This is a genomic window from Collinsella tanakaei YIT 12063 (genome assembly GCF_000225705.1).
GTDB classification, from domain to species: domain Bacteria; phylum Actinomycetota; class Coriobacteriia; order Coriobacteriales; family Coriobacteriaceae; genus Collinsella; species Collinsella tanakaei.
In genome coordinates, this window is the sequence record NZ_JH126474.1 from 72,618 (window position 1) to 98,651 (window position 26,034).

The 26,034-nt window shown below is 63.4% G+C and carries 23 protein-coding genes; 22 read left to right on the forward strand and 1 reads right to left on the reverse strand.

All coding sequences use genetic code 11. From position 1 onward, the window contains the following. Window positions 1-148: 148 nt before the first annotated feature. From HMPREF9452_RS10200 to HMPREF9452_RS10210, 3 genes are all read left to right on the forward strand, one after another. Window positions 149-970, forward strand: coding sequence for a phosphatase (locus HMPREF9452_RS10200; RefSeq protein ID WP_009142054.1), 822 nt, complete (start codon window positions 149-151; stop codon window positions 968-970). A 171-nt stretch (window positions 971-1,141) separates the two neighbouring features. Beyond that, window positions 1,142-1,738 carry an FmdE family protein gene (locus tag HMPREF9452_RS10205; protein ID WP_009142055.1) on the forward strand — a complete coding sequence of 199 codons (597 nt, stop codon included), beginning with the start codon at window positions 1,142-1,144 and terminating at the stop codon, window positions 1,736-1,738. A 398-nt stretch (window positions 1,739-2,136) separates the two neighbouring features. Beyond that, the gene (locus HMPREF9452_RS10210; RefSeq protein ID WP_009142056.1) at window positions 2,137-3,510 is read left to right on the forward strand and encodes a lipase family protein; all 1,374 of its coding nucleotides are present in this window, start codon (window positions 2,137-2,139) and stop codon (window positions 3,508-3,510) included. A gap of 244 nt (window positions 3,511-3,754) precedes the next feature. Here HMPREF9452_RS10210 and rlmD read toward each other — a convergent pair whose 3' ends face one another. Continuing rightward, the gene (rlmD, locus tag HMPREF9452_RS10215; RefSeq protein WP_009142057.1) at window positions 3,755-5,122 is read right to left on the reverse strand and encodes a 23S rRNA (uracil(1939)-C(5))-methyltransferase RlmD; all 1,368 of its coding nucleotides are present in this window, start codon (window positions 5,120-5,122) and stop codon (window positions 3,755-3,757) included. Window positions 5,123-5,526: 404 nt separating this feature from the next. Here rlmD and acpP point away from each other — a divergent pair, with 404 nt between their 5' ends. From acpP to HMPREF9452_RS10310, 19 genes are all read left to right on the forward strand, one after another. Next, window positions 5,527-5,760, forward strand: a complete 234-nt coding sequence (gene acpP / locus HMPREF9452_RS10220; RefSeq protein ID WP_009142058.1) for an acyl carrier protein — start codon at window positions 5,527-5,529, stop codon at window positions 5,758-5,760. A 41-nt stretch (window positions 5,761-5,801) separates the two neighbouring features. Next, on the forward strand, window positions 5,802-6,263 hold the full coding sequence (gene accB, locus HMPREF9452_RS10225) for an acetyl-CoA carboxylase biotin carboxyl carrier protein (RefSeq protein ID WP_009142059.1): 462 nt from the start codon (window positions 5,802-5,804) through the stop codon (window positions 6,261-6,263). An 8-nt stretch (window positions 6,264-6,271) separates the two neighbouring features. Continuing rightward, window positions 6,272-7,648, forward strand: coding sequence for an acetyl-CoA carboxylase biotin carboxylase subunit (accC, locus tag HMPREF9452_RS10230; RefSeq protein WP_009142060.1), 1,377 nt, complete (start codon window positions 6,272-6,274; stop codon window positions 7,646-7,648). 6 nt (window positions 7,649-7,654) lie between these two features. Continuing rightward, a complete protein-coding gene (gene accD, locus HMPREF9452_RS10235; protein ID WP_009142061.1) occupies window positions 7,655-8,575 on the forward strand; it encodes an acetyl-CoA carboxylase, carboxyltransferase subunit beta in 921 nt (306 codons plus the stop codon). Beyond that, window positions 8,568-9,422 carry an acetyl-CoA carboxylase carboxyltransferase subunit alpha gene (locus HMPREF9452_RS10240; protein ID WP_009142062.1) on the forward strand — a complete coding sequence of 285 codons (855 nt, stop codon included), beginning with the start codon at window positions 8,568-8,570 and terminating at the stop codon, window positions 9,420-9,422. The genes accD and HMPREF9452_RS10240 overlap by 8 nt, the downstream gene beginning before the upstream one ends. Continuing rightward, window positions 9,419-10,375 (forward strand): beta-ketoacyl-ACP synthase III, encoded by a 957-nt coding sequence (locus HMPREF9452_RS10245; protein WP_009142063.1) that lies wholly within the window; start codon window positions 9,419-9,421, stop codon window positions 10,373-10,375. Before HMPREF9452_RS10240 ends, HMPREF9452_RS10245 begins: the two co-directional genes overlap by 4 nt. 16 nt (window positions 10,376-10,391) lie before the next feature. Then, window positions 10,392-11,417 (forward strand): nitronate monooxygenase, encoded by a 1,026-nt coding sequence (locus HMPREF9452_RS10250; protein ID WP_009142064.1) that lies wholly within the window; start codon window positions 10,392-10,394, stop codon window positions 11,415-11,417. After that, entirely contained in the window at window positions 11,418-12,365 is a 948-nt protein-coding gene (locus HMPREF9452_RS10255) for an ACP S-malonyltransferase (RefSeq protein WP_009142065.1), read from the forward strand. It abuts the gene before it with no gap. Beyond that, complete coding sequence (fabG, locus tag HMPREF9452_RS10260; RefSeq protein WP_009142066.1) at window positions 12,358-13,116, forward strand: 3-oxoacyl-[acyl-carrier-protein] reductase; 759 nt, start codon at window positions 12,358-12,360, stop codon at window positions 13,114-13,116. The genes HMPREF9452_RS10255 and fabG overlap by 8 nt, the downstream gene beginning before the upstream one ends. Window positions 13,117-13,141: 25 nt before the next feature. Beyond that, window positions 13,142-14,380: a beta-ketoacyl-ACP synthase II gene (fabF, locus tag HMPREF9452_RS10265; protein WP_009142067.1), complete on the forward strand. Its 1,239-nt coding sequence runs from the start codon at window positions 13,142-13,144 to the stop codon at window positions 14,378-14,380. A 1-nt stretch (window position 14,381) separates the two neighbouring features. Beyond that, the gene (gene fabZ, locus HMPREF9452_RS10270; protein ID WP_009142068.1) at window positions 14,382-14,822 is read left to right on the forward strand and encodes a 3-hydroxyacyl-ACP dehydratase FabZ; all 441 of its coding nucleotides are present in this window, start codon (window positions 14,382-14,384) and stop codon (window positions 14,820-14,822) included. 56 nt (window positions 14,823-14,878) lie between these two features. Further along, window positions 14,879-15,358 (forward strand): MarR family winged helix-turn-helix transcriptional regulator, encoded by a 480-nt coding sequence (locus tag HMPREF9452_RS10275; protein ID WP_009142069.1) that lies wholly within the window; start codon window positions 14,879-14,881, stop codon window positions 15,356-15,358. Further along, complete coding sequence (locus tag HMPREF9452_RS11450) at window positions 15,351-16,124, forward strand: GNAT family N-acetyltransferase (RefSeq protein ID WP_009142070.1); 774 nt, start codon at window positions 15,351-15,353, stop codon at window positions 16,122-16,124. Before HMPREF9452_RS10275 ends, HMPREF9452_RS11450 begins: the two co-directional genes overlap by 8 nt. Window positions 16,125-17,040: 916 nt before the next feature. After that, complete coding sequence (locus tag HMPREF9452_RS10285; RefSeq protein ID WP_009142071.1) at window positions 17,041-19,107, forward strand: elongation factor G; 2,067 nt, start codon at window positions 17,041-17,043, stop codon at window positions 19,105-19,107. A gap of 280 nt (window positions 19,108-19,387) precedes the next feature. Then, window positions 19,388-20,572 (forward strand): FprA family A-type flavoprotein, encoded by a 1,185-nt coding sequence (locus HMPREF9452_RS10290; protein ID WP_009142072.1) that lies wholly within the window; start codon window positions 19,388-19,390, stop codon window positions 20,570-20,572. Between the two features lie 638 nt (window positions 20,573-21,210). Beyond that, entirely contained in the window at window positions 21,211-21,720 is a 510-nt protein-coding gene (locus HMPREF9452_RS10295) for a hypothetical protein (RefSeq protein WP_009142073.1), read from the forward strand. 386 nt (window positions 21,721-22,106) lie between these two features. Then, a complete protein-coding gene (locus HMPREF9452_RS10300; RefSeq protein ID WP_009142074.1) occupies window positions 22,107-24,983 on the forward strand; it encodes a proton-conducting transporter transmembrane domain-containing protein in 2,877 nt (958 codons plus the stop codon). Window positions 24,984-25,010: 27 nt separating this feature from the next. After that, window positions 25,011-25,511 (forward strand): NADH-quinone oxidoreductase subunit B family protein, encoded by a 501-nt coding sequence (locus tag HMPREF9452_RS10305; protein ID WP_009142075.1) that lies wholly within the window; start codon window positions 25,011-25,013, stop codon window positions 25,509-25,511. Window positions 25,512-25,521: 10 nt separating this feature from the next. Continuing rightward, window positions 25,522-26,034 (forward strand): NADH-quinone oxidoreductase subunit C (locus HMPREF9452_RS10310; RefSeq protein WP_009142076.1); only part of this gene is annotated, 513 nt, incomplete at its 3' end.

Genomic DNA, 26,034 nt, shown 5'->3' on the forward strand with positions numbered 1-26,034 from the left:
CTGCGGTAGCGCAGTGAAGCGCGGGAGATCTTGAATCAAGGTTCCCGCGCTTTTTTGATGCTTGGCCGCCGCTTGGCTTTGGGGCTGCATCTGCTTTGAGCATGTGTCGACTATGAGATAAGGTATCAAGGGTGAAGAAGGAGGAAGAATGCCCTACCAGATAACGTGCGACATTCATACCCATACGTTATTTTCGCGCCATGCGTACTCGACCATTATGGAAAACCTGGTAGCCGCGCGCGATGCGGGCCTGCAGGTGCTGGGGTCTGCCGATCACTTTAGCGACATGCTTTTTACCCAGCAGGACATCCGCAACTTCCAGTATTTTCTCAACGTGGACGTCTGGCCGCGTAAAAAAGATGGTGTGGTGCTGCTCCGCGGCGCAGAGGCTGACATCGTGTCGCTTGACGGACATCTGTTTGGAATGGATATCCCGTGCCACCACAGTATCGCCGATACCAAGGGCGAACCTACGGCCAACCTCTTTAAACGCGTGACGGGTGGGTTGGATTACATTGTCGCCAGCGTGCACAGCCGCGCGTTTGCCAAAGGCGCAACCATAGAGCAGGCCACGCAGATGTATCTCAACGTGTTGGCGCAGCCCAAGGTGTTCGTGTTGGGGCATGTGGGCCGGGCGGGCGTGCCGTTTGACTTGGATGCCGTGCTTACCGCCGCGCGCGATTCCCATAAGCTGATCGAGATCAACGAGCACAGCTTAGAGGTTGATCGGTCCGGCAAGATCACCCGGGCCTGCCGCGATATCGCCCAGCGCTGCGCGGAGCTGGGCGTTGGCATCACGGTTTCGACCGACGCGCACATCTCTTCCGATATCGGTCGCTTCTCACAAGCACCCGCCATGTTGGAGGAGATAGGTTTTCCGCAGGGGCTCATTGTGAACCGCAGTGCCGAATCCCTGCTCGAGCACATGGCCCTCGCAGGTGTCTGCGACCTGCGCGCCCTGCTCAATTAATGTTTGGACGAGAATAAAGAGGGTTTCGCCCCCAGCGGCGCTCGCGTATTATCAAGGGGTTTAACAAGTGTTTTAACAGTAGGTGGTCAGCGGCGCTTGGCGGTTGCAACCGATTGACTGCAACCATCACCGACGCCGCCCCTGCTGCCGTTTGCGAAAGGACTCGTCCAAATGCTCAAGCGAACCCTGCAAGAAGACCTCGACCGCGCCGTAGCCTTTCACGGTCATCTGTGCGGAGGCCAGATGATTGGCACCCGCATGGCCCGCCTTGCGCTGGAGTACTTCCACATTGAGGATGCGGACACGTATCGCGACCTTATCGCATTTGTGGAGTGCGATCGCTGCCTGGCAGACGCCGTGGTGTCCGTCGCTCACTGCCATCTGGGCAAGCGCCGCCTCAAGTGGTATGACTACGGCATCATGTCGGCGAGCTTCTACGATATCGCCAGCGGCAAGGCCATTCGCATCTCCCAGCGCCAAGACGTTCCCCGCTGCCCTAAGGGCGAGGACGTGGTTGCGTTTTTCAACCAGTTCAGCGATGCCGAGCTGTTTCACGTGCACGAGGTCGAGCTGCCCGACTTCATGGAGTACGACCTGCCGGGCAAGCCCCGCAAAACCCAGATCTGCGAGACATGTGGCGAGCGCGTGCATGACGGCCGCGGCGTCGAGAAGGATGGCCATGTGTACTGCAAGCGCTGCGCCGGCGAGCACGTCTACTACGTAGAGGGCGCCGAGCTTACCGCCGAGCAGATCGCCGCGGGCGTGTAGCCGCACTATTTCCAAACTAGCCATACGGTTTGCAAGCGAGCGGTCGCGGTGTGGCGCGGTCCCTCTTCGAACCGCACTAACGCATTATTTGACCAAACCTCCGCACTAACTCATTTTTTGACACGCCCGTCCTCCGGGCCGCCTTCCCATCTGCCATCCCGTACTGCCCTCCGCCCTGCCTTCTCGCACGCCGCTCACGCACGCCGCCCGCACGCCTCGCCCCCGCAAGCCGCCTTGCACTGCGAAACCTTATGAAAATGTAAGCGTCTGCCCACGCTCGCTCCATGACCGCTTGATATCCTCAGCGCTAACGGTAGGACAAGAAGCCTGCAGGTAAGATTGCGCTGATGCGGCGCCGGCGTTGTTGCGCCTGCGCATGTGCGCGAGGGGAGGCGAACATGGCAGAACACCACACGGCGCTCGCGGCGGTGCGAGCCGGTTTGCGCCGGCTTACGTTGGTGGCGTTGCTCATGCTCGCCGTGGGCGTATCGGCTTTCGCGTTCATGCTCATGTATCGCCATGTGCAAGAGACCCGGGGCGAGGGTGCGATCGATTCTCCGTCAGCGCTTGAGACCGTCTATGCAGACAACGTTCCGGCGTCCGGGCGCTTCACCAAGCAGATCGCGTTAACGTGCTTTGGCGCAACGGGCACTACGGATCGCGACACAGAAGTGACCAGCGACCTGCTGTGGGACGATTCCTGGTTCTTTAACGATCCCGCCCAATACAACCATGAGCTGGCGCGCGCGGCGTTGACGCTCTCGACGCTGGCGTACTCGGAATCCGCCTACTACCAAGACGCGGACAACAATCTGCCCTACATGGAAAATGCCCTCCATGAGCTTGGGTTCTTTGAAGTGTCAACCGAGTCGTACAGATATCGTAGCCAGGTGGTGGACGAGCTGCTCGACGTGGTGACCCAGCAGTCGGACGGCATCGCCTACACGCTTGCTCGCAAGCAGGTCATGGACGGCGACGATAACGAGCGCGAGCTAATCGCCGTGGCGATACGCGGTAGTTATGGTTCTGAGTGGCTCAGCAACTTCAACCTCACGGACGCCCAGGCTTCAAGCGCGGCAGCATCGCTCGCGGCAGAGCGCGAAGACGACCATAGCGGCTACCTTGCCGCTGCGATGGAGATTGCGGACGAACTCGAGTTGTGGCGCCGCGAGGCGTATGCGCGCGGCCATAAGGTATCGATCCTTCTGTGCGGTCACAGTCGCGGCGGCGCGGCGGCAGGCGTGCTCGCCGCCATGCTCGATGACCAGCAGGAGTCCGCAAGCGGCGCGGCAGCTGCCGGATTCTCGGCGGGCGAGGGGGACAATATCTATGCCTATACCTTCGCGTCACCTAGAACCACGGTTAGCGCCAGCAATTCGGCTCTGCGCTACGCCAACATCTTCAACATCTTGAACCCCGCCGATCCCGTCACCAAGTTGCCCTTGGAGACCTGGGGCTACCAGCGCTACGGCGTCGACATCTGGCTTCCATCTGTGGACGAGGAAGGGTTTGAGGAGCGCCACACCGCCATGCGGAGTGCGTTCACAAAGCTGACGGGCGACAAGAGCACATATGATCCGCAGGTAGAGACCGTTATGGATGATCTTGTTGAAGAGCTGGGACGCTCCATCCCCACGGCGGATGCGCTTATGACGCCGGTGGGCGTCGCCACGCTGGCGGGAACCTGCGCGCTCTGGCTCGATCCAACGACGCTTCTGCTGGGACACTATCCCAGCGTCTACATGGCATGGATGCAAACGGTTGACTGGTAAAGTTGCCTGCTCAAACAGATGATAACAATCCGGTTCCCGCGTAGCGAGACAATGCTTCTCGGTCTCCCCGCCAGGACTCCTCATCGAGCCGGTCTTTGTGTACGACAGCGCATACACCCCACAGGCGGGGCGGCCGTTCTTTCGAATCGACCGGCTATTTCCAGTTGCCTCAGCGAGGTCGGTAGCCGATAGATCGTCGCTGACTACATAATCGAATAGCTTTACCGCAGACGGCCGGCGGGCTTTATTGCTCGCGCCTCAGCACCGCCACCGTTTCCACGTGCGTCGTATGCGGGAACATGTCGACGAGAGCCAGGCGCTCCAAGTGATAGCCACCCTGCATAAGGTGCTGCAGGTCGCGGCATTGCGTCTGGGGGTTGCAGCTTATGTACGTGATGCGCCGGGGGGCGAGGCTTATGGCCGCGTCGAGGAACTCCGGCGTCGAGCCGGCTCTGGGCGGGTCGATGGAGAGCACATCGATGCGGCGCTCCTCCCGCGCGGCCTCCAGCATGAACTCCGTGGCGTCTTTGGCGACGAACTCGCACGAGTTGGCCAGACCGTTGAGCTCGGCGTTCGCCTTCGCATCGATGATGCCGGCGGCGTTGCGCTCAACGCCCAACAGGGAGATGGACGCGCCGCGCTCGCGAGCGTCTGCAGCGGCGCACAATCCTATGGTTCCGCTGCCGCAATAGGCGTCCATGAGGACATCGCCCTCTGTTAGCGCCATGCCATCGATGGCCAATTGGTAGAGCAGCTCTGTCTGCTGCGGGTTTGTCTGGTAGAACGCGGTGGGGGAGATCTCGAAGGTGCATCCCAGCAGCTTGTCCCGCATGCTGGGGGAGCCCGCTATCACGCGCGTCTCACCGCCCAGGATGGCGTTGGTGACGCGCGGGTTTATGTTTTGCGCTACGCAGGTGATGCGCGGATCGAGCTGCATAGCGCGAAGCGCCAACTCGTCCAAATGCGGCACATCGCGGCGGCTGGTGACCAGCGTGAGTACGCCCTGGTCTGTCTTCCAGCCCAGCCGCAGCACCGCGTAGCGCAAGATGCCCTGGTGACTGTCCTCGTCATATGCCGGAATATCAAGCTCTTGGGCTATACGGGCAACGCCGTTGAGGATCTCTCTGGCGCCCGGCGCCTCGACTATGCAGTTGGGAACTTCGATGATGCGATGCGTTCCGCGGGCGAAGAAACCGCATCGCACCTCGCCGTGCTCGCCGGGCGCGAAGGGCGTTGCCGCTTTGTGCCGGAACGCGCGCGGTGACGCGATCTTGCCGTCCCCCGCTCGTCCGCCCATGCCAAAGATGGGTTCCAGCTCGCGAACATCGCTGCGGCTGGAATCGAGGACGGGCTGGAACAGCTCCTGCATAGCGGTCTGCTTGCGGGCGAGTTGCTTGCGGTAGGGAAGGCCCAGCCATTCGCAGCCTCCGCACGCGCGCATGAGCGGGCAGGGGCCATCGGATTGTGGACAGGGCGTGGAGTTCTTTTGCGCGGCATGATTGCCGGGGCGATGCTTGGGGTTGCCGCCTCGCCCGCGTGCGCGACCATCCGCGGGCTTGCGTGATGCGTGGCGCGCACCGGATCCGTTGTGCGGGTGCTTAGTGGATGGCATGGGTGCCCTCGGCTTTCATGTGTTTGCAAGGGGAATATGCCCCCGGTACTGGTGTGACGTGCGTTTATTAAGCATAGCAAAGCGCGCGCTGCCGCGCGCGGCGTCGCTCCATGCTCTTGCCGCATGCCGGTGCAGGATTTGGGCGAGCTTCAGCAAGGGCTTTGGTGCGCGGCGCCCCGCCCAAACAGCCCGGCGTCACACGGCTTGACCGTGGGCCGGGTGGACATCAAAGAGCTTGCGGGCGAGAGGGCGACGAAAAAAAGATTCTTGACACTGGTGGCGAGCAAGTGCATCATACCAAACCAATAGTTCAAATATTTTAGATAAAAATTCTTAACTAAAAAGTTTGAACGAAGACCCGTGACGCCGGCGACACCGCGCCGGAGCAAGAGAGAGGACCAACCATGGCATTCGAGTTCGACAAGCTGGCTTCTATCATTTCCGAGACCCTGGGCTGCGCTCCCGACAAGGTGGTGCGCGAGGCCAAGCTGGACGAGGACCTGGGCGCCGACTCCCTGGCGGCTATGGAGCTGGTCATGGCCGTTGAGGAGGCTTTTGACATCGAGATCACCGATACCCAGCTTGACCAGTTCAAGACCGTGGCCGACCTTGCCGACTACGTAGAGGCCCAGCTTTAAGTCGCGCACGTGCGCAGCGGGCGTGGCTCAGGGGGCGAGAAATGAACAACAAAGAGGTAATCGAGCTGATCGAGCGCTTTGCCGCAAGTGGTCTTGCGCATATGAGGGTTCAGACGGGCGGCACCACGGTTGAGCTGGATCGCTGTGTCGCCGCGGCTGCAGCGCCGGGCGCGACGGTCGCGGTCGCGGCGCCGGGCGGTCCCGTGCCTGCCGAGCCCGCGCCCGTCATTGCAGAGGCCGCGCAGCCCTCGCCGGAACCCCAGGGCCCGTGCATCACCGCGCCGCTGGTGGGCACGTTTTACGCCGCCCCCGCCCCGGACAAGGCTCCGTATGTTGCCGTGGGCGATCGCGTGGCCGCCGGGCAAACCGTCTGCCTGCTTGAGGCCATGAAGATGATGAGCGAGGTCACGGCTCCCTGCGACTGCGTAATAGAAGAGATCCTGGTTGCGGATGGCGAGCTGGTCTCATATGAAGCGCCGCTCATCCGCTACCGCACGGTATAGGGGAGCCCATGTTCAAGCGAATGTTGATCGCCAACCGCGGAGAGATCGCCGTGCGCATCCTGCGCGCCTGCCGAGAGCTTGATATCGACCCTGTAGTGGTCTATTCCCAAGCGGATAAGGATTCGCTGGCCGTGCAGCTGGCCGAGCATTCTTGGTGCATTGGACCCGCCCGTGCGCAGGATAGTTACCTTAACCAAGATGCACTGCTCACGGTCGCCAAGGCGACGGGCTGCGAGGCGGTGCACCCGGGGTATGGCTTTTTGTCCGAGAACGCCGACTTTGCAGATGCCTGCGCGCGCGAGGACCTGGTGTTTGTGGGGCCTTCCGGCGACGTGATGCGCGCCATGGGCAACAAGGCCGCGGCTCGCGAGCTCATGCAGCAAGCGGGCGTGCCCGTGGTGCCGGGCTCTGAGGGCGGCGTTGCCACGGCGGCGGAGGCGGCGCGCGTCGCGGACGCCATCGGATACCCCGTGCTCATCAAGGCGGCGGCGGGCGGAGGCGGACGCGGCATGCGTCGCGTGTTCGATCCCGCCCAGCTCGAGCAGCTCTTTGAAGAGGCGCGCGCGGAGGCCCGGGCGTGTTTTGGGGACGATGAGATGTACCTGGAGAAGCTGGTGCTCAACCCACGGCATATCGAGTTCCAGATCATTGCGGACACGCAGGGCAACATCGTCCACTTGGGCGAGCGCGATTGCAGCGTGCAGCGCAGAAGCCAAAAGATGGTAGAGGAGTCGCCCTCGCACGCGCTGGATCAAGACCTGCGCCAGCGCATGGCGGTCTCTGCGGTGGCGGCCGCGCGGGCTGCGGGCTATGTCAACGCGGGCACCATCGAGTTTGTGCTCGATCCTTCCGGTGCGTACTACTTCATCGAGATGAATACGCGCATCCAGGTGGAGCATCCCGTGACCGAGATGGTGAGCGGCATCGATTTGGTGCGCGAGCAGATCCGCATCGCCCAGGGCCTGCCGCTCAGCGTGACGCAGGAGCAGGTTGAGCTGCGCGGCCACGCCATCGAGTGCCGCATCAACGCGGAGGATCCGGCGCGCGGGTTCGCGCCCAGCCCCGGGCATGTGGGCCTGGTGCACATGCCGTCGGGCTGCGGGGTGCGCACGGATTCGCTGCTGTACAGCGGCTGCGAGCTGTCGCCCTATTACGACTCGCTGGCGGCTAAGGTGATTGTCCACGCGCCAACGCGCCTTCAGGCGATCCGCCGCATGCGCCGCGCGCTCGAGGAGTTCACGGTGCAGGGCCCCGCGACGACGGTGGACGTGCTGCATCAGATCATGTACCACCCCCAGTTTGTGCGCGGTAGCTACAACACATCGTTTTTGGACCAAAACTTGGACGAGTTGCTTGCGTGGAGTTCGTATGGCAAGGAGGCGTAAAGGCGCATGGCTGGCTTTTTGGAGGAGCGCCGTCGCAGGATGGTGGCCTTAAAGGGGCTCCGTCGGGGCATTCCGGCGCGCGGTATGGCCGAGCTCGCCGCGGGGCCGTCGGGCGCTGTTGCGGGCGGGGCGCCGTCCTTGTCATCGTCCACCGCCTGCCCTGCATGCTCGCGCGATATAGCGGCGGCGGATCTTGCGCAGAACCGGCTGGTGTGCCCTTATTGCGGCCACCACTTTGCCCTGGCCGCTCGCGAGCGCATCGCGCTGGTGGTGGATACGGGCTCGTTTAAAGAGACAGACCGAGCCCTGGCGACTACGGATCCGCTGGAGTTTCCCGGGTACGTGGACAAGGTTCGCGGGCTTTCGCGAAAGACGCACCTGGCAGATGCGCTGGTAGCGGGCACGGCGCGCATTGGTGGATGCAAGGTCGCCATAGCGGCGATGGATACGCGCTTTTTGATGGCCAGCATGGGTGCTGCGGTGGGCGAGAAGCTTGTCCGGCTGGTTGAGCGCGCCGCCAAGGGGCGCCTGCCGCTGGTGGTCTTTTGCGCAAGCGGTGGGGCGCGCATGCAAGAGGGCGCCGTCTCGCTGATGCAGATGGCCAAGACCACGGTTGCGCTGCGCGAGTTTTCCCAGCGCGGCGGGCTGTTCATCTCTGTTATGACCAATCCCACCACGGGTGGCGTCACGGCGAGCTTTGCAAGTTTGGGCGATGTGACGCTGGCGGAGCCCGGCGCGCTCATTGGTTTTGCCGGGCCGCGCGTGATCGAGCAGACCATTGGCGAGAAGTTGCCCGATGGCTTTCAAACGGCGGAGTACCTGCTAGAGCACGGCTTTATTGACCAGGTGGTGCCCCGCGCCCGCATGAGGGCGACGCTGGCGCGTCTGCTGGCACTGTACGGAAGGGAGGTTGAACGCGTTGGATAGCGAGAATGTCGAGCCCGCGATGCAGCCGGGCGCGCCCCTCACGGCCGCACAGCGCGTGGCGCTTGCCCGAGAACCACAGCGCCCGGGGGTGGCCGAAGTGGTCGATGCCCTATTCGAGGACTTTTTCGAGCAGCGCGGCGACCGCCTGTGCGCGGACGACCCCAGCATCATGGGAGGCATCGCCCTGTTCCACGGCCGTCCCGTCACGGTCTTGGGCAACCGCAAGGGGTCCACGGTGGAGGACCGCGTGCGCTTCAATTTTGGCATGGCGACGCCGGAGGGCTATCGCAAGGCCAAGCGAGTCATGCTCGATGCAGAGAAGTTCGCCCGCCCGGTGCTGACGTTTGTCGATACCCCGGGCGCCTACCCCGGTCTAGAGGCGGAGGCGCGCGGCCAGGGCGAGGCCATCGCCCGCACCATCAGCGTGATGAGCGGTCTGCGCGTGCCCGTGATCAGCGTGGTCATGGGCGAGGGCGGCAGCGGCGGCGCTCTGGCGCTGGCGGTGGGCAATCGCGTGCTCATGCTGGAAAACGCGGTGTATTCCGTGCTGTCACCGGAGGGGTTCGCGAGCATTCTGTGGAAGGACGCCTCGCGCGCGGATGAGGCGTGCGAGGTCATGAAGCTTACCGCCGCCGATCTGCTTGAGCTGGGCGTAGTCGATGGCGTGATACCCGAGCCCGCCGGTGGCGCGCATCTCAACCCCCAGGCGCTTATGCAGACGCTGGACGCGGTGTTGACGCGCGAGCTGGCGGCGTTTGAGAAGAAGGGCGCTGCGGCTGTGGCTCGCGAGCGCGCGGAGCGGTTTCGCGCCATGGGCTCGTCCGCGGTGAGAAGGGGGCGCGTATGAGCGGCGTCAAGCTGGTGGGCACGGGGTCGGCGCTGCCCGCGCGCAGGGTCACCAACGATGACATGGCGCGCATGGTCGACACTTCTGATGAGTGGATTTCTGAGCGCACAGGTATTCGCGAGCGCCGGTTTTTGGACGAGGATTCGCTCGACGGTCATTTTGATCTGGCGGCGACCGCGGCCCGTCGCGCGCTGGACGCTGCGGGGATCGATCCGCAGCAGGCGGGCGTGTGCCTGGTGGCCACGTTTACCGCGCAGACGGCAACGCCGTCCGTAGCGTGTCGCCTGCAGGCGGATCTGGGCCTGCCGCAAGACGCGTTTTGCCTAGATATCAATGCGGCGTGCGCGGGCTTTGTTTACGGCATGCACGTTGCCCAGTGCCTGCTGCCCACGGCGCGCTCTCCCTATGCGCTGGTTGTTGGTGCGGAGGCCTTGAGCCGCGTGCTTGATTTTACCGACCGTACCACCTGCGTGCTCTTTGGCGACGGCGCCGGTGCGGCGGTGCTGCGCTATCAGGAAGATGCTCCCTCGCTCGGCTGCGTGTGGGGGTCGCGCGGCGACGCGGAGTCGCTGTGGGTACCGGGCGTGTCCTCGTCCGCGCCTTCTTACCTGCATATGGATGGACGAGCGGTCTTTCGCTTCGCCACCAGCGTTCTGCCGGCGTGCGCGCAAGAGGTGCTTGACCGCGCGGGCCTGGCCGTCGACCAGGTGGACCGCTATGTGTTCCACCAGGCAAACCAGCGTATCATCGACGTTGTTGTCAAAAAGCTGGGAGCGGATCCCGCCAGGTGCCGGGGCAACATCGCGGACGTGGGCAACACGTCTGCCGCCAGCGTGCCTCTGCTGCTTGATCAGCTGGTGCGTTCCGGCGAGCTGGCGGGTGGCCAGCGCGCGATGTGCCTGGGGTTTGGCGCTGGCCTTACATGGGCGGGCGCCTTGATAGAGCTTGCTTAGACGAATGGAGATAGCAATGAAGCTCAACGAGCTGCTGGGAACCGAGTTCCCCATCATCCAAGGCGGCATGGCCAACGTCGCCACCGGTGCGTTCGCCGCGGCTATGTCCAACGCGGGAGCGCTGGGTCTGGTGGCAGCCGGCGGCATGGACGCCCCCGCGCTGCGCCGGCAGATTCGCCAGGCCCGCGCGCTCACTACGCGGCCCGTTGGCGTGAACCTCATGCTCATGAACCCGCACGTCGACGAGCTCGCCCGCGTGGCGGTGGAAGAGGGCGTAAGCGTGGTGACCACCGGCGCCGGCAACCCCGGCAAGTACATGGACGCCTGGAAAGAGGCGGGCATCAAGGTGTTTCCCGTGGTGGCGGCGCCTGTTCTGGCCCGTCGCCTGGCGCGTTATAGCATCGACGGCGTGATCGCGGAGGGAACGGAGAGCGGCGGACACGTGGGCGAGACCACCACCATGGCGCTGGTGCCGCAGGTGGTCGACGCGGTCGACGTGCCCGTGATCGCGGCGGGCGGCATCGCAGACGGTCGCCAGATGGCGGCGGCCCTTGCCCTGGGCGCGTGCGGCGTGCAGGTGGGCACCTGCCTGCTGGCTAGCGAGGAGTGCCCGGTGCATGACAACTACAAGCAGCTGGTCATCAAGGCGGGCTCAAACGACACCGTGGTGATGGGCCGCTCGTCTGGCGCGCCGGTGCGCGTGCTCAAGAACAAGATGGCCCGCGAGTACCTGGCGCTGGAGCAGGCCAATCCTTCGCGTGACGAGCTCGAGGCGATGACGTTGGGGTCGTTGCGCCGCGCGGTGGCAGATGGCGACTTAGATAGCGGCAGTTTTATGGCGGGCCAGGTGGCGGCCATGGTACACGGCGTTCGTCCCGCCCGCGAGATCTTTCAGCAGATGGTGGACGAGTGCTGCCGCGTGTGCGCATCGCTTGGGCAGCTTGCGGGCGCGGGCGTCGCCGCTGCCTGCGGGCCTGCTGCCGGTGTCGCGCCAGCCGCCGGTGCCGCGGCCGCCGCGCATGTGGACGAGGAGGGGGAGTAGGTGAGCCTCGCGTTTCTCTTTGCCGGCCAGGGCTCGCAGCATGCGGGCATGGGTCGCGACCTGTACCAGGCCTACCCGGAGTTTCGCGCCGCGCTGGATGAGCCGCGGCTGTCCTTTGACCTGAAGGCGCTCATGTTTGATGGGGACGAGGCGACGCTCGCCCAAACCGAGTTCACCCAGCCCTGCATGGTGGCGTTTGCCGTGGGCCTTGCGCGCGTGCTCAACGGCCTGGGCGTGCGACCGGATTATGTGGCGGGTCTCAGCCTGGGCGAGTATTCCGCGCTGGCTTGCGCCGGCGTGTTCGATGGGGCGCAGGCGGTGGAGCTCGCGGCGTTTCGCGGGGCGGCCATGGAGCGCGCCGCCGCCGGGCGCGATACGGCGATGGTCTCCGTTCTTGGGCTCGACCGCACGGAGGTGGAGCGCTGCGTGGCCGCGGCTGGGGAGCAGGCGGCGCCGGCGGTGGTAGAGGTCTCCAACTACAACTGCCCCGGCCAGACCGTGATCGCTGGCGATGCCTCGGCGGTCGCGTGCGCGGTGGAGCTGCTGTGTGCCGCTGGCGCCCGCCGTTGCGTGCCGCTTAAGGTGAGCGGCCCCTTCCATACCTCGCTTCTGGCACCTGTGGGCGACGAGCTCCGTGAACGGTTGGCGGGCATGGAGCTTGGACCCATGCGTATTCCCGTGCTGTTCAACTGCCTTGGTCGCGAGATGGGCCCGCGCGACACGGTACCGGAGCTGCTCGAGCGTCAGGTGCAAACCGCGGTGCGCATGCAAGAGACCATCGAGCGCCTGGCGCATCTGGGCGTGGACACGGTGGTTGAGATTGGTCCGGGTCGCGTGCTGAGCGGCCTGGTGCGCCGGGTCGCGCCGCAGATGCGCGCGATAGCGGTTGAGACGTGCGAGGACGTGGAGGGTCTCCTCGTCCAGTTGAAGGGAGCCAACAATGGCTGATGAGATGAAGGCGACCGGCGCTAGGACAGCCGTGGTAACCGGTGGCAGCCGCGGCATTGGACGAGCGATCTGCGTTGAGCTGGCGTCGCGCGGCATGAACGTGGTGTTCTCCTTTGCGGGCAACAAGCAGGCGGCGCAGCAGACCGTGGAGCTGGTCCAGGCGGCAGGCGCCGGCGCCGTGGCCGTGCAGGCGGATGTGGCGAGCGCCCAAGCGGCGTCGCGGCTGATCGCATCCGCGCGCGAGGCGTTTGGCGGGGTGGACGTGCTGGTGAACAACGCCGGCATCACCCGCGACAAATTGGCGGCGCGTATGGGGGCGGACGAGTTTGAACAGGTGGTGGCGACCAATCTCACGGGCGCGTTTCTGTGCGCGCACGAGGCACTTCGCCCCATGATGCGCGCTCGCTGGGGCCGCATCATCAACCTGAGCAGCGTAGTTGCCCTGCGCGGCAACGCCGGCCAGGTGAACTACGCGGCGAGCAAGGCGGGCCTCATCGGTATGACCAAGTCGCTGGCGCGCGAGGTGGCGTCTCGCGGCATCACGGTCAACGCCGTGGCGCCGGGCTTTATCGAGACGGATATGACCGCGGCCATGCCGCAGGCGGCAAGGGACTTCATGTGCTCAGGCATTCCGGCGGGGCGCGCGGGGACGCCGCAGGACGTGGCGCGCGCCGTGGCGTTTTTGGCATCGGACGAAGCATCGTACATCACCGGCCAGGTGCTTTGTGTCGACGGCGGCATGGCGATGTAGGCGATCTGGGCAGAAGGGAACAACCATGAAACGCAGGGTAGTCATCACCGGCATGGGCGCCATCACGCCCTTGGGCAACTCCGCCGAGGACACGTGGGCCGCGGCGCTGCGGGGAACGTGCGGCATCGGCCCCATCACCCGCTACGATGCGAGCGCGCAGAGGGTGCACCTGGCCGCAGAGGTGAAAGACTGGAGCGCGGCCGACGCCCTGGGCGCGCAGGAGTCCAAGCACCTGGCGCGCTTTACCCAGCTTGCCCTGGCCGCCGCGCGCGAGGCGGTGGAGGCGAGCGGCCTTGATCTGGATGCCATGGACCGCACGCGCGCCGGCGTCTCTGTATCCAGCGGCATCGGCGGCGTGGAAGAGACCGAGAACCAGCAGACGCGCTGCTTGACCCGCGGCTTCGACCGCTGCTCGCCCTTCTACATCCCCATGGGCATCTCCAATATGGCCGCCGGCAACATCGCCATCGCCTTTGGCTTGCAAGGCATGTGCACCTGTCCCGTGGCTGCGTGCGCCGGCGGCTCCAACGCGGTGGGCGATGCGTTTCGCCATATTCGCGACGGCTACGCCGAGGTTATGGTCGCCGGAGGCACGGAGGCAGCGATCACGCCGTTGAGCGTGGGCGGCTTCACCACCATGCGCGCGCTGCACGCGGGCGACGACCCCTCCTGCGCCTCCATTCCCTTTGACGCCCGACGCAGCGGGTTTGTTATGGGCGAGGGTGCCGGCATGCTGGTGCTGGAGGAGCTGGAGCACGCCCGGGCGCGCGGCGTCGGAATCATCGCGGAGGTTGCGGGCTACGGCGTGACATGCGACGCCCATCACATCACCTCGCCCGCTCCACAGGGCGAGGGCGGTGCGCGCGCCATGGCGCAGGCTTTGGACGATGCTGGCGTGACCCCCGATCAAGTTGATTACATCAACGCGCACGGCACCTCCACCTCGCTCAACGATAGCTGCGAGACCGCTGCCATCAAGACGGTTTTTGGTCCGCGCGCCTACGAGATAGCAGTGAGCTCCACCAAATCCATGACCGGGCATCTGCTGGGAGCCGCGGGCGCGGTGGAGGCCGTGCTGTGCGCCCAGGTCCTGCGCGACGGCATGGTGCCGCCTACCATCAACTACCGCGAGACGGATCCCGCCTGCGACCTTGATTACGTGACGGAGGGCGCGCGCCGCATGCCTGTGCGCTACGCGTTGTCCAACTCGCTGGGGTTTGGCGGCCACAACGCCTGCCTGCTGTTTAAGAAATGGGAGGGCTAAGATGCTCAAACTCGACTCCAACCAGATCGCCAGCGTTTTGCCGCATCGGTTTCCGCTTGCCATGGTCGACCGCATCGTGGACGGGGAGGCGGGCGAGTGGGCGCGCGGCATCAAGTGCGTCAGCGTGGCCGACCCCGCGTTCATGGGGCATTTTCCGCAGTGCCACGTAATGCCGGGCGTGCTTATAATTGAGGCGCTTGCACAGGTTGCGGCCGTGGCGATGCTCTCGCTTCCGCAGAACAGCGGTCGCATTGGTTTTCTGGGCTCGGTAAACAAGGCGCGCTTCCGCCGCCAGGTCACCCCCGGCGACGTGCTTACACTTGAGAGCCGCATCACGCGCGTACGCGGTGACTTCGCCTTTGTGGAGGGTGTCGCCCGCGTGGACGATGAGGTGGCTGCCACCGTTGAGCTTGCGCTGGCGCTTGGCCCCGTGCCGGAGTAGCGCGCGAAACCTTGCAAGCGATGGGAGTTGTTGAAGCGGAAACGAGGTTGCGCATCATGGCAGAAAACGAGTTGGAGAAGCGGTTCGCCGTGGTGTACTCAAAGTTTAAGCTGCACTTTTACCAAGAGACGTTCGCGCGGTTTCAAAATCGCGAGGCGAGCCTTACCACGGTGGAGGCGTTCGCCATGGAGGCGATCTATGCGCTGGGGTCGCCCACGGTGAAGGAGTTCGCCGACTTCATGCGCGTGTCCTCGTCCAACGCGGCGTACAAGATCGCAAGCTTGGTGCGCAAAGGGTATGTGGAAAAGGTCCAGTCCGAGGAGGACGGCCGCGAGTACCACCTTATGCCCACCCAGAAATACCTGGACTACTACAACATCAGCAGCGACTACATGCGCACGGTCATGGGCCGCCTTCGCGAGCGGCTCACGCCCGACCAGCTAGACGGCCTAAGCGACCTGCTCAAGATGATGAGCGATCTTATGACCGAGGTGGCGTTGCCCGGAGAGGGCGAGGGCGCTGAGGGCGATGAGTAGGGTGGATGCCGGCTCGCCGGCGCGCTGCGTGGGCGACGAGAACGGGATGCCCGCAGCGCCCGCGGTACGCGAGGCGCTTGAACGGCTGGCCGCGTGGACGGACCCGCGCGAGGTGGTGTCCATGACGGAGTCGCTGCGGCTTGGCCGTGCGCGCGTGGACCATGTGTCCGCGGACGGCGTGTTGCTCTACCTGCCCTCGTCCCAAAACTATCTGCACGTCGCGGCGGATGATGCCGCCGCACGGCGCGTGCTTGCTGGCGCGGCCCGTGAGCTGGGCGATTCTGTGGTGATGTTTGCGGACGCCGACCACGCGGTCGCGTGCGGCTATGCGGAGGAATCGATCACGCGCTACCGGGTGTGCGTGTACGAGGGCGCGGAGCCTCCTTCCGTGCAGGGGTCGCTTCGCATCGAGCGCTTGGGCGTGGACTGGCTGGATGCGGTCGCCACCCAGTACGATGGCCTGCCAAGAGAGGATATTCTGCGGCACCTGGCGGACGGCTGGGTGTACGGAGGCTTCGATGCCGCTGGCGACCTGGTGGGATTTATTGGCGAGCATGATGAGGGGACCATAGGCATGCTCGAGGTTCTCGCACGGTATCGCCGGCGCGGCTACGCCCGTGAGCTGGAGGGTGCGGCGATCGCGCGCATGCTCGCCGCGGGCCGCGTGCCCCAGGGGCAGGTGGTGCTGGGGAACGAGCCCTCGTTTGCCTTGCAGCGCTCGCTGGGGATGACGGTGCTGCCCGGCGTGCAGTGCTGGGTGTGCTGACCGGGGCGAGTTATACGCCTCATGACCAAGGTGCGAGCTACTTTAAAGCGGTGCGAGAGGAGAGGTGCCAAATAACGTCTTAGTGCGGAAGGGGAGGGATGTCAAAAAGTGCGTTAGTGCGGATTGAAGGCGGTCTGACGGACCTGCCTTATACATCGAGCAGCATCGCCCGATCCTTCTAGCTAGGGCGATGCGGACGCCCTATTCATAAGGTACCCTTTCTATCTCTCGCCCGGACCGCACTAACGCATTATTTGACACGATTTGAACCGCACTAAGCGATTATTTGGCACACCCCCTATTTCGCACTAACGCATTATTTGGTCCAGCATGCGGCGCGCGCGGGCGATCCTTGGAGCGCGCGACATGCTATGGGCAAGCAGGCTGTTGAGCCTGGTCTGCGAGCTGGGGGATTGCGACCAAGGGCACTCCCGCTCTCTTCATTGATGAAAAGAGTGCCTACTTTTCTCATCAAAATGAGCTTGGCTGAAGGTTGCCCAGCATGATGCATGTCTAGCGAAAGGCGCTTAGGGCTTTCCGTCAGAGCCCGTCCTGCGCACCGCTTGGCGAAAGTACGGGTTGCGCTCGCCCTCATAAGGGTAGGCTGGGGCACATAGGACAAAAGGACGGTGCGCTCGCGGCGTTAAGCGGCGCACGTTCGAGGCCTTGGCTTTTGGGCTTTTTGGCAGCGCGGTGCCTTTACGTCCGCGTTTACCCGCTCCGCGCGGTACGGCAGGGCGACCCGCCCACGCGCCGTCCGTGCGCGGAGAGCTTGGGGACGGCGACCCGGTGCCCCTAAAGACCCAATCGACCCCGGCCTCGCGCATGAGCCGCCCATCACCCGCGTCCACGCACGTTCGCGACCAGCTCTGGCGCGGGCACTTGTGCGGCCGCGCGGGGCGAAAGGGAGGTTATTATGGGCGCGCCCAAGACCGACAACGTGAGGAACGTGGTGCTCGTAGGCCAAGGCGGGGTGGGCAAGACCTCGCTCGCGGAGGCCATGCTTCACCTTTCTGGCAAGACCGCCCGTCTGGGCGGCCACGCAGGCACCAAGCCTACCCTCGATTACGACGCTGAAGAGGTCAAGCGCGAGTTCTCAATCTCGACCGCTATCGCGCCGATCGACTGGAAAGACGTCCGCATCAACGTTTTGGACGCCCCCTGCTACCCCGACTTCATCGGCGACGCCTATGCGGCCATGAGCGTTTCTGAAAGCGCCCTGTTTGTGGTCGACGCCGCCGCCGGCCCGCAGCCCACTACCGTCAAGCTTTGGTACGCGGCAGAGGACCTTCGCCTGGCGCGCGCCGTCTTTGTGAATCGCGTCGACAAGGAAAACGCCGATTACGAGGCGTGCATGGAGCTCCTGCGCGAGCGCTTTGGCATGCGTCTTGGCGCCGTCACCCTGCCTTGGGGCGTGGGCGATGACTTTCGCGGCATTATCGACCTGGTCCGCATGAAGGCCCGCCAGTGCGAGGGCACCAAGCAGACCGAGTCCGAGATTCCGGAGGAGTACCGCGCCCAGGCCGAGGCCGCGCACGAGACCCTGTGCGAGCTGGTCGCCGAGGCCGATGACGAGCTGATGGAGAAGTACCTTGAGGGCGAGGCCCTGACCCAGGACGAGGTCGAGGGATTGCTCTCCAAGGCGATCGCCGAGCGCATCTTCGTCCCGGTCTTTGCCGGCAGCTGCATCAAGGAGCAGGGCGTCAACTCCCTTATGGATGACATCGCGTCGTACTTCCCCGCGCCCACCGACTACGGCGAGATGCCCCTTATCGACGGCGACAAGCTCAAGATCTCCTCTGAGGACGAGCGCCCCGTCGTCTTTGTCTTCAAGACCTTGAACGACCCCGGCCAGGGTCGACTGTCCTTTATCAAGGTCCTCACCGGCACCATCGAGCCCGGCATGGAGCTGGTCAACGCCCGCACCCGCAAGGGCGACCGCATGTCGCACCTCTACGTTATGTGCGGACGCGAGATGACCGAGGTCGGTCACGCCTACGCGGGCGATATTGTTGTCGTTCCCAAGATGAACGCGGAGACCGGCGATACCCTGTCCGTCTCCGGCAAGGTGGAGGCCGCCGCCTTCAAGTTCCCTAACTCCCAGTACCGCATCGCCATCGAGGCGGAGAACCGCGGGGACGAGGAGAAGCTCTTCACGTTTATCGAGAAGGCGTGCGACGCCGATCCCACCATGAGCATCGACCGCGACGAGGAGACCGGCCAGACCATCATCTCCGCCGTGGGCGAGGCCCAGGTTTCCGTCCTGCTCAATCGCTTGGAGGAGCGCACCAAGGTCGAGGCCCACATAGTCCCCATCCGCATCCCGTATCGCGAGACCATCCGCCGCGTCGCCAGCGCCCAGGGTCGCCACAAGAAGCAGACCGGCGGCGCCGGCCAGTTTGGCGATTGCTACCTGCGCGTCGAGCCGCTCGTCGACGGTACCGACTATGAGTTTGTGGACGAGGTTGTGGGCGGACGCATTCCCCGCTCGCTGATCCCCGCAGTCGATCGCGGCGTCCAGGAGACCATGAAGGACGGCATCATCGCCGGCTACCCGCTTACGGGCATTCGCGTCGCCTGCTACGACGGTTCCTATCACCCCGTCGACTCCAACGAGATGGCGTTCCGTACCGCCGCGCGCATCGGTCTTAAGAAGGCCTGCGCGGACGCCGATCCCGTGATCCTTGAGCCCATGATGGACATCACGGTCACCATTCCGGAGAGCTACGCCGGCGCAGTGATGGGCGACGTATCCGCCTCCCGCGGCCGCGTGACCGGCATGGACACCAACAAGCAGGGCGACACCGTGGTCAACGCCACCGTGCCCTATGCCGAGCTGGTCGACTACGCAACCCGCCTGCGCTCGCTCACCCGCGGCACCGGCGACTTCACTATGGAGCCCGCCGGCTACGAGCAGGTGCCCTATGACGTGCAGAAGCGCCTGGTCGAGTTCTACGAGCACTCCCGCGCGCAGGGTCGCTAGGTTTCAGGGCGGACGGTCCGGTCGCGCTCCGCTTGGATGGCGTTGCCGTCCCGTTAGATGTTTTCGCAACGCGATGGGGTGGGCCCTGGTGGGTCCGCCCCTTTCTCGTCCGCATTCATGGTAAATGGATATGGCGTAAGTAGCATATGGAGGAGCCATCAGCGCGTCCATATCAACGTGCTATTATGTGTGCAGTTCAAACGGCTTGGGCCGCCCGTGCGCGCCCTTTGCCCCAAGGCATGAGTTTAGGCTTGAGTTTAGGCATGAGAGAGGAAACGACATGCTGAATGCGATCGAGATTTCGCCCAAGGTCTGGTGGGTTGGCGGCATCGACTGGAACGAGCGCCTGTTCCACGGCTACACCACGGAAGCCGGCATCACCTACAACGCGTATCTGATCATGGACGAGAAGATCACGCTGATCGACACCTGCAAGGCGACCTTCTCCAACGAGCTGGTCCAGCGCATCTCCCAGGTTGTCGACCCCGCCAAGATCGACGTGGTCATCACCAACCATGTCGAGATGGACCACTCCGGCTCCCTGCCCGTGATCCACAAGATCGCTCCCAACGCGCAGATTTACGCTAGCGCTGGCGCCGGCGTCAACGAGGTCAAGGCCCACTTTGGCATCGAGGCAACGCCCGTCAAGAGCGGCGATACCCTGAACATCGGCGAGCGCACCCTCACCTTTGTGACCACCCCCATGGTCCACTGGCCGGACAACATGGTCACCTATTCCGACGTCGACCAGATTCTGTTCTCCAACGACGCCTTTGGTCAGCACTACGCCACCACCAAGCGCTTTGATGACGAGAACGACCTGTGCGAGATCATGAAGCAGGCCAAGAAGTACTACGCCAACATCGTGTGGCCGTACGGCATGCAGGCGCACAAGGCGCTCGAGGCGGTCAAGGGCCTCGAGCTCAAGATGATCGCCCCCAGCCACGGCTGCATCTGGCGCTCCCACATCGACAAGATTCTGGAGAAGTACGAGGCTTGGACCACGTACCAGACCGAGGAGAAGGCTGTGGTGGTCTTTGACTCCATGTGGCACTCCACCGAGATGATGGCTCGCGAGATCTGCGATTCCTTCATCGCCGAGGGCATCTCCGCTAAGCTGATCGACGTCAAGGCCTCCCATATCTCCGATATCATGACCGATCTGTGCGATGCTCGCTACGTTGCCGTTGGCTCGCCTACCCTCAATTCCAACATGCTGCCCACCGTCGCCAGCTTCCTCACCTACATGCGCGGCCTGTCGCCCAAGAACGACCAGCGCATCGGTCTGGCATTTGGCTCCTATGGTTGGGCCCCGCTTGGTCCCAAGCAGGTGTACGAGGAGCTTGAGAAGGCTAAGTTCAACCTGCCCGTGCCGGTTATCACCCAGCAGTGGATCCCCAGCGAGGAGAACCTTGCCGAGCTGCAGGCCACTGTCAAGAAGATCATCGAGGATGCCCGCGCCTAGCGTGCGTCGTCCCTGATGGCAGGCTAAAGGCCCTTATCCAAAGTCTTGTCGCTACGCGTCGGTTCGAGTACGGACCGGCGCGTTTTTTTATGCTTCTGTTACGTTACCCCTTCCGCTGCTGTGCACTTCCAGTCCGCCTAGACCGCGCTTTAAAGGGCGACCTCTCAGTTGCTTCCAAATCACAAAAAAGGGTCTTTCGTTGCTTGAAAGAATAAAGACAATCCATCTACCTGCGAATTTATAAAACACCGCCTAGCGTTAAGCATTCATTTCAGTTATCGCTCAGTTATCAAAACAGTTAGGTATAACTAACTAAAAACGCCTCCAGAGACCTTGTTAAATTCTGCCGCCCCTTTTAGCCCTGCGGCTCGCCATGGCGCTTTGCCGATTTCTAGCCACTTAATGGCTAGCGTGCTAGCAGGATGTCCCCATCTGCCGAAAATCCGTGCCAACGCCGTTGACCCGGCCTTCACACTCTGCGAATAATCAATCGAGACTCGTTATCCTTCAGCGCGTTTTGCCGTATCCGTGTGCTGTTTCCTGGCGAGACGGTAGTGCGAGGCGGCCTGATAGTCATGCCACTCCACGCGCGCGGTTATTGTCCGTGGGCGTGGACGATAAAGAATATGAGGTCACATATGGGCGCACCAACAAAATTCGATTTCGCTTTCGGCAGGTCGCTGAGGCGCGGTGCCGGCAAGATCGGTTGCCTCATCGATGTTGCGTTCGGCGTCATAGGTTTCGCCTCGTGCTGGTCCTTTTGCATGGAGCCCCGCGTCGACGATTGGGGCAACGTGACCCCGTCGGTTATCGAGGCGGACGGCTTGCTCGCGGCGATCGGCCTATCGCTCTTTAGCGGCTGGGCGATGTTCATCCTTGCGTTTCTCTGGCACTCCGGCGTCATCTATCTGCGCCATATGTGGACCAGCCCTGCAGGTCGCGCCGCGATTGTCATTTTCACCCTGCCCATGGTCTTTGTCTTGCTGAGCGGCAACATCCTTGTTTTCCTGCTGCTGGCGGCAGCCTATCCAATGCTCGCCAGATGGATTATGCCGCTCGTGGGGTTGTTTACCGGCTGGTTGTTCAGCGAGGGGGATCCATCGGATACCGCCGCCGATTCCCTGGACAAAAGTTCAACGCATAAGTAGAGCTTCGACCTGATCGTCTCAGCCCCCCTTGCCGGCCCGTCTTGGGCGGTCTCCATTTGATGAGAACGCCATTTGGACGCTTTTTTTAAGATCTGCCCCTGAAAAAACGTCCAAATGGCGTTCTCAAGAAAATGAACCCCTTCCGCGCCGCCTCCCCGGCTGCGGCGTCGCACCCTGCCGCCCCACATGCCCGCCGTTGCACCATCGTCGCCCCCGGCCCCGCCCCCCGCCGTGCTCCGCGAAGCGCACGCGGGGGCATGCCCGGGGACGCGCGCTACCGCTTGGCGAAAAACTGCTACCCAAGCGGAAAGATAGGCAAATGATATCCCTCCACAGGTGTATCATAAATCGATATGGCTCAAAGACTGGGTGATTGAGGGGTCCCTATGGCTTTGCTTGGCGTATTGATCGCGGTCCCGCTGGTGGTCGCGGCACTCATGCTGTTCCTCAAGCAGGACAGCCAACGCGATCCGGTTGCGATCGCGGGCGCGGGCGCGACGGCGCTTGCGGCTATCGCAACGGGCGTGCTCTATATGAACAACCCGCAGTTTTTCGTGATGTCGCCGGGCTTGTCGCTCGCGGGCAACTACGTGGCGGTCGCCATCGACCTGTTGCTTTGCGCGGTGGTGCTGGTGTACGCGGTGCGGTGGCGCAACCCGTTCGCCATGGCGATCGGCGCGGTGCAGATGGTCGCTTCCATCTGGTGCGGGTCTTTGGCCATGGCGCCGGAGGACGCATTCGTGGCCCCCATGTACATCGACAACCTGTCGGTCATCATGGTGCTCATCGTCGGCATCGTGGGCAGCGTCATCTGCGTGTACGCCCTGGGCTACATGAAGGATTTCCAACATCATGAGGACGCGGCCGCAGCGCGCGAGGGCCGCGAGCCGCAGGATCGCCGCAACAAGTTCCTGGCGCTCATGTTCCTCTTCCTATCCGCGATGTTCGTCATCGTCCTCTCCGACAACATGGACTGGATTCTCGCCGGCTGGGAGATCACCACGGTCTGCTCGTTCCTTATGATCGGCTACACGCAAACGCCCGAGGCCAAGAAGAACGCCCTGCTGCAGATCAACCTCAACATGGTGGGCGGCCTGGCGTTCCACATCGCCGTGATCTACTTGCACACCATCCACGTGCCGCTGTCCATCAACGCTATGCCCGCCATCGCTCAGAGCGTGGATTCGTGGACGATGATCATCCCGCTGATGCTCCTCTCCGTCGCCGGCCTCACCAAGGCGGCGCAGATGCCGTTCCACAAGTGGCTGCTGGGCGCCATGGTCGCGCCAACTCCCACCAGCGCGCTTCTGCACTCGTCCACCATGGTCAAGGCGGGCGTGTTCCTGCTGGTCAAGCTGGCTCCGCTGTACCTTATCTATCCCGTGGCGTCCTTTATGGTGGTGGGCGTGGGCGGCATCACCTTTGTGCTATGCAGCTTCATGGCCATCTCGCAGAGCAACGCTAAGCGCGTGCTGGCGTACTCCACCATCGCCAACCTGGGCCTTATCTCCGCGTGCGCGGGCGTGGGCACCTCCGAGGCCGTGTGGGCGGCCATCTTCCTCATCATCTTCCATACCGTGTCCAAGTCGCTGCTGTTCCTGTGCGTGGGTACGGTCGAGCATCGCATCGGCAGCCGCAACATCGAGGACATGGACGGGCTCTTCGCCCGCTTGCCGCGTCTTACCCGCCTGATGATGTTGGGCATCATGGGCATGTTCGTCGCGCCGTTTGGCATGCTCATCTCCAAGTGGGCGACGCTGGTTTCCTTTGCGGAGACCGGTAACGTCATCTTCTTGATCTTTCTGGCGTTTGGCTCTGCCGCCACGTTCTTCTTCTGGGCTAAGTGGCTGGGCAAGCTGGCCGGCGTGCCCCAGAAGGCGCAAAACGCGGAAGGCGGCGTGCACCGCACCGAGTGGTTTGCCGTGGGAACCATCTCCGCTTTGCTCATTGGCTGCTGTTTGTTGCTGCCGGTGATCTCCCAATACGTGATTGGGCCCTACCTGCAAGAGGTCTTCCAGATGGTGCCGCGCCTGATCGACGTGGACAACCTGGTCATTATGGTCGCCATCGTCCTGTTTATCGCCATCGTCCTGCTCACCCCGTGGGGCCGCGACAGCAAGAAGAAGCGCATCGCCGTATACCTGGGCGGCACGTGCACGGATCCGGACGGTCGCCAGTACCACGGCTCCATGGGCCGCACTATGACCTCGTCCAAGCGTAACTGGTACATGACGGATATCTTTGGCGAGGACAAGTTGTCGCCCGCCGGCACCGTGATCACCGCGGCCTTGATGCTCATGAGCTTTGCCGCATGCTTTATCTTCGATGTCTCCTTCCTGGCTGGCGGAGCGTTCTTTGTGGAGCGCACCGTGCAGTTGGTGGGGCCGGGACTGCCTGGCATTCTGCTGGGCATTGTGGTCTTCGCCGTGGCGGCGCCCGTTGCCGGCTGCCTGCTGGACGGCCTTGACCGCAAGGTATCGGCGCGCATGCAGGGCCGCGTGGGCCCGCGTCTGCTGCAGCCCTACTACGATGTTCGCAAGCTGCTGCAAAAGGAGCAGGCCAGCGTCAACGCCATCGATGAGGCGTACATCACCTGCGCGCTCATCTTCTGCGCCATCGCCGGCGGCATGTTCATCAGCGGCTCCAACCTGCTTATGTGCGTGTTCCTGGTAACGCTCGCCACGCTCTTTGTCATCATCGCCGCGTACTCCGCGCGTTCCCCCTATGCGGACACCGGCGCCGACCGCGAGTGCCTGCAGGTCATGAGCTACGAGCCCATGCTGCTCATCATGACGGTGGGCTTCTTTACCGCCACGCAGTCGTTCGATACCGCGCAGCTTACGCGCCTGGACGCGCCCATCATCCTCTCGCTGGTGCCCATCTTTATAGGCCTGCTGTTCATCCTTACCATCAAGCTCCGCAAGTCGCCGTTCGACCTGTCCTATAGCCACCATGCTCACCAGGAGCTGGTCAAGGGTATTACCACGGAGATGAGCGGCCGCACCCTGGCCAAGATCGAGGTCCTGCACTGGTGCGAGAGTATCCTGTTCCTCATGTGGGTGGGCATGTTCTTCATCTGGAACTCTCCGGTCTCCATCGCCGTCGCGGTTGCCGTGGTGGCGCTCACCTGGTTCTTCGAGGTGTGGATTGACAACAACTTCGCTCGCGTCAAGTGGCAGGCGTGCCTTAAGTCCGCTTGGCTGGTGGCGCTTGTTATGGGCGTGGTCAACCTGTTCTACGTCCTTATCACCCCGTTTATCTAAGAAGACATCTAAAAGGAGGTGCCAACTATGGGCTACTCATCCAAATCGCCATGGCTGATCCATTACGACGGGTCGAGCTGCAACGGCTGCGACATCGAGGTGCTCGATTCGCTGACGCCGCTCTATGACATCGAGCGCTTTGGCATCATCAACACCGGTAATCCCAAGCACGCGGACATCTTCTTGGTGACCGGGTCTGTGAACCATCAGAATATCAACGTGGTCAAGCACATCTACGAGCAGATGCTCGAGCCCAAGGTGGTTGTGGCGTGCGGTGCCTGCGCCTGCACCGGCGGCGTGTTCCGCGAGTGCTACAACGTGCTGGGCGGCGTGGACAAGGCGATTCCCGTGGACGTGTACGCCCCGGGTTGCGCCGCGCGCCCGGAGACCATCATCGACGCGGTGCTGCAGGGCGTGAAGATTCTGGACGAGAAGGCCGAGCGCATGCGCCAGGGGCTTCCCGCCAACGGGGTCGACGCCGCGGCCGATGCGTGCACAGACGCCGCCGCGTCCGGTGCAAAAGAGTAGGGGAGTGTAGATGTATACCACTACGTTTGTGGAGACGCCGCTGTCTGACCTGCTGACGCGCGTGCAGACGCTCAAGCACGACGGCATTCGCTTTGTGCAGATGTGCGCCGAGAAGGATTCGCAGGATAACATCGACCTGCTCTACACCTTCTACGATGAGACCATGGAGAACGCGCTTAACCTGGTGGTGCCGTTGAAGCCGGGTGACAAGGTGCCGTCGATCCAGGAGATGTACTTCGCCGCCTTCTCGTACGAGAATGAGACGCATGACCTGTACGGCGTGCGCTTCATCAACATGAAGCTGGACTTTGGCGGGCACTTCTTCAACTTGGCCGCGGAGTCTCCCATGACCATCATCTCGCCCGAGCAGCGCGCCGCCCGCGAGAAGGCTGCCAAACTCAAGGCAGCACAGGAAGCCAAGGCTGCCAAGGCCGCCGCTGCCGCCCGCGAGGCCGCCGAGGCCGCGAGCGCCGAGCGCGCGCTGAGCACGTCCGCGGCCCAGGCGGATGCCGCTGCAGTCGCC

What these genes read in the sequence shown, in the direction of transcription:
- HMPREF9452_RS11450 (WP_009142070.1), top strand. Translation starts at nt 15,351, where the DNA reads ATGAGTAGGGTGGATGCCGGCTCGCCGGCGCGCTGCGTGGGCGACGAG.
- HMPREF9452_RS10205 (WP_009142055.1), top strand. Translation starts at nt 1,142, where the DNA reads ATGCTCAAGCGAACCCTGCAAGAAGACCTCGACCGCGCCGTAGCCTTT.
- rlmD (WP_009142057.1), bottom strand. Translation starts at nt 5,122, where the DNA reads ATGCCATCCACTAAGCACCCGCACAACGGATCCGGTGCGCGCCACGCA.
- HMPREF9452_RS10290 (WP_009142072.1), top strand. Translation starts at nt 19,388, where the DNA reads ATGCTGAATGCGATCGAGATTTCGCCCAAGGTCTGGTGGGTTGGCGGC.
- fabZ (WP_009142068.1), top strand. Translation starts at nt 14,382, where the DNA reads ATGCTCAAACTCGACTCCAACCAGATCGCCAGCGTTTTGCCGCATCGG.
- fabG (WP_009142066.1), top strand. Translation starts at nt 12,358, where the DNA reads ATGGCTGATGAGATGAAGGCGACCGGCGCTAGGACAGCCGTGGTAACC.
- acpP (WP_009142058.1), top strand. Translation starts at nt 5,527, where the DNA reads ATGGCATTCGAGTTCGACAAGCTGGCTTCTATCATTTCCGAGACCCTG.
- accB (WP_009142059.1), top strand. Translation starts at nt 5,802, where the DNA reads ATGAACAACAAAGAGGTAATCGAGCTGATCGAGCGCTTTGCCGCAAGT.
- HMPREF9452_RS10210 (WP_009142056.1), top strand. Translation starts at nt 2,137, where the DNA reads ATGGCAGAACACCACACGGCGCTCGCGGCGGTGCGAGCCGGTTTGCGC.
- accC (WP_009142060.1), top strand. Translation starts at nt 6,272, where the DNA reads ATGTTCAAGCGAATGTTGATCGCCAACCGCGGAGAGATCGCCGTGCGC.
- accD (WP_009142061.1), top strand. Translation starts at nt 7,655, where the DNA reads ATGGCTGGCTTTTTGGAGGAGCGCCGTCGCAGGATGGTGGCCTTAAAG.
- HMPREF9452_RS10285 (WP_009142071.1), top strand. Translation starts at nt 17,041, where the DNA reads ATGGGCGCGCCCAAGACCGACAACGTGAGGAACGTGGTGCTCGTAGGC.
- HMPREF9452_RS10295 (WP_009142073.1), top strand. Translation starts at nt 21,211, where the DNA reads ATGGGCGCACCAACAAAATTCGATTTCGCTTTCGGCAGGTCGCTGAGG.
- HMPREF9452_RS10200 (WP_009142054.1), top strand. Translation starts at nt 149, where the DNA reads ATGCCCTACCAGATAACGTGCGACATTCATACCCATACGTTATTTTCG.
- HMPREF9452_RS10250 (WP_009142064.1), top strand. Translation starts at nt 10,392, where the DNA reads ATGAAGCTCAACGAGCTGCTGGGAACCGAGTTCCCCATCATCCAAGGC.
- HMPREF9452_RS10305 (WP_009142075.1), top strand. Translation starts at nt 25,011, where the DNA reads ATGGGCTACTCATCCAAATCGCCATGGCTGATCCATTACGACGGGTCG.
- HMPREF9452_RS10245 (WP_009142063.1), top strand. Translation starts at nt 9,419, where the DNA reads ATGAGCGGCGTCAAGCTGGTGGGCACGGGGTCGGCGCTGCCCGCGCGC.
- HMPREF9452_RS10275 (WP_009142069.1), top strand. Translation starts at nt 14,879, where the DNA reads ATGGCAGAAAACGAGTTGGAGAAGCGGTTCGCCGTGGTGTACTCAAAG.
- fabF (WP_009142067.1), top strand. Translation starts at nt 13,142, where the DNA reads ATGAAACGCAGGGTAGTCATCACCGGCATGGGCGCCATCACGCCCTTG.
- HMPREF9452_RS10300 (WP_009142074.1), top strand. Translation starts at nt 22,107, where the DNA reads ATGGCTTTGCTTGGCGTATTGATCGCGGTCCCGCTGGTGGTCGCGGCA.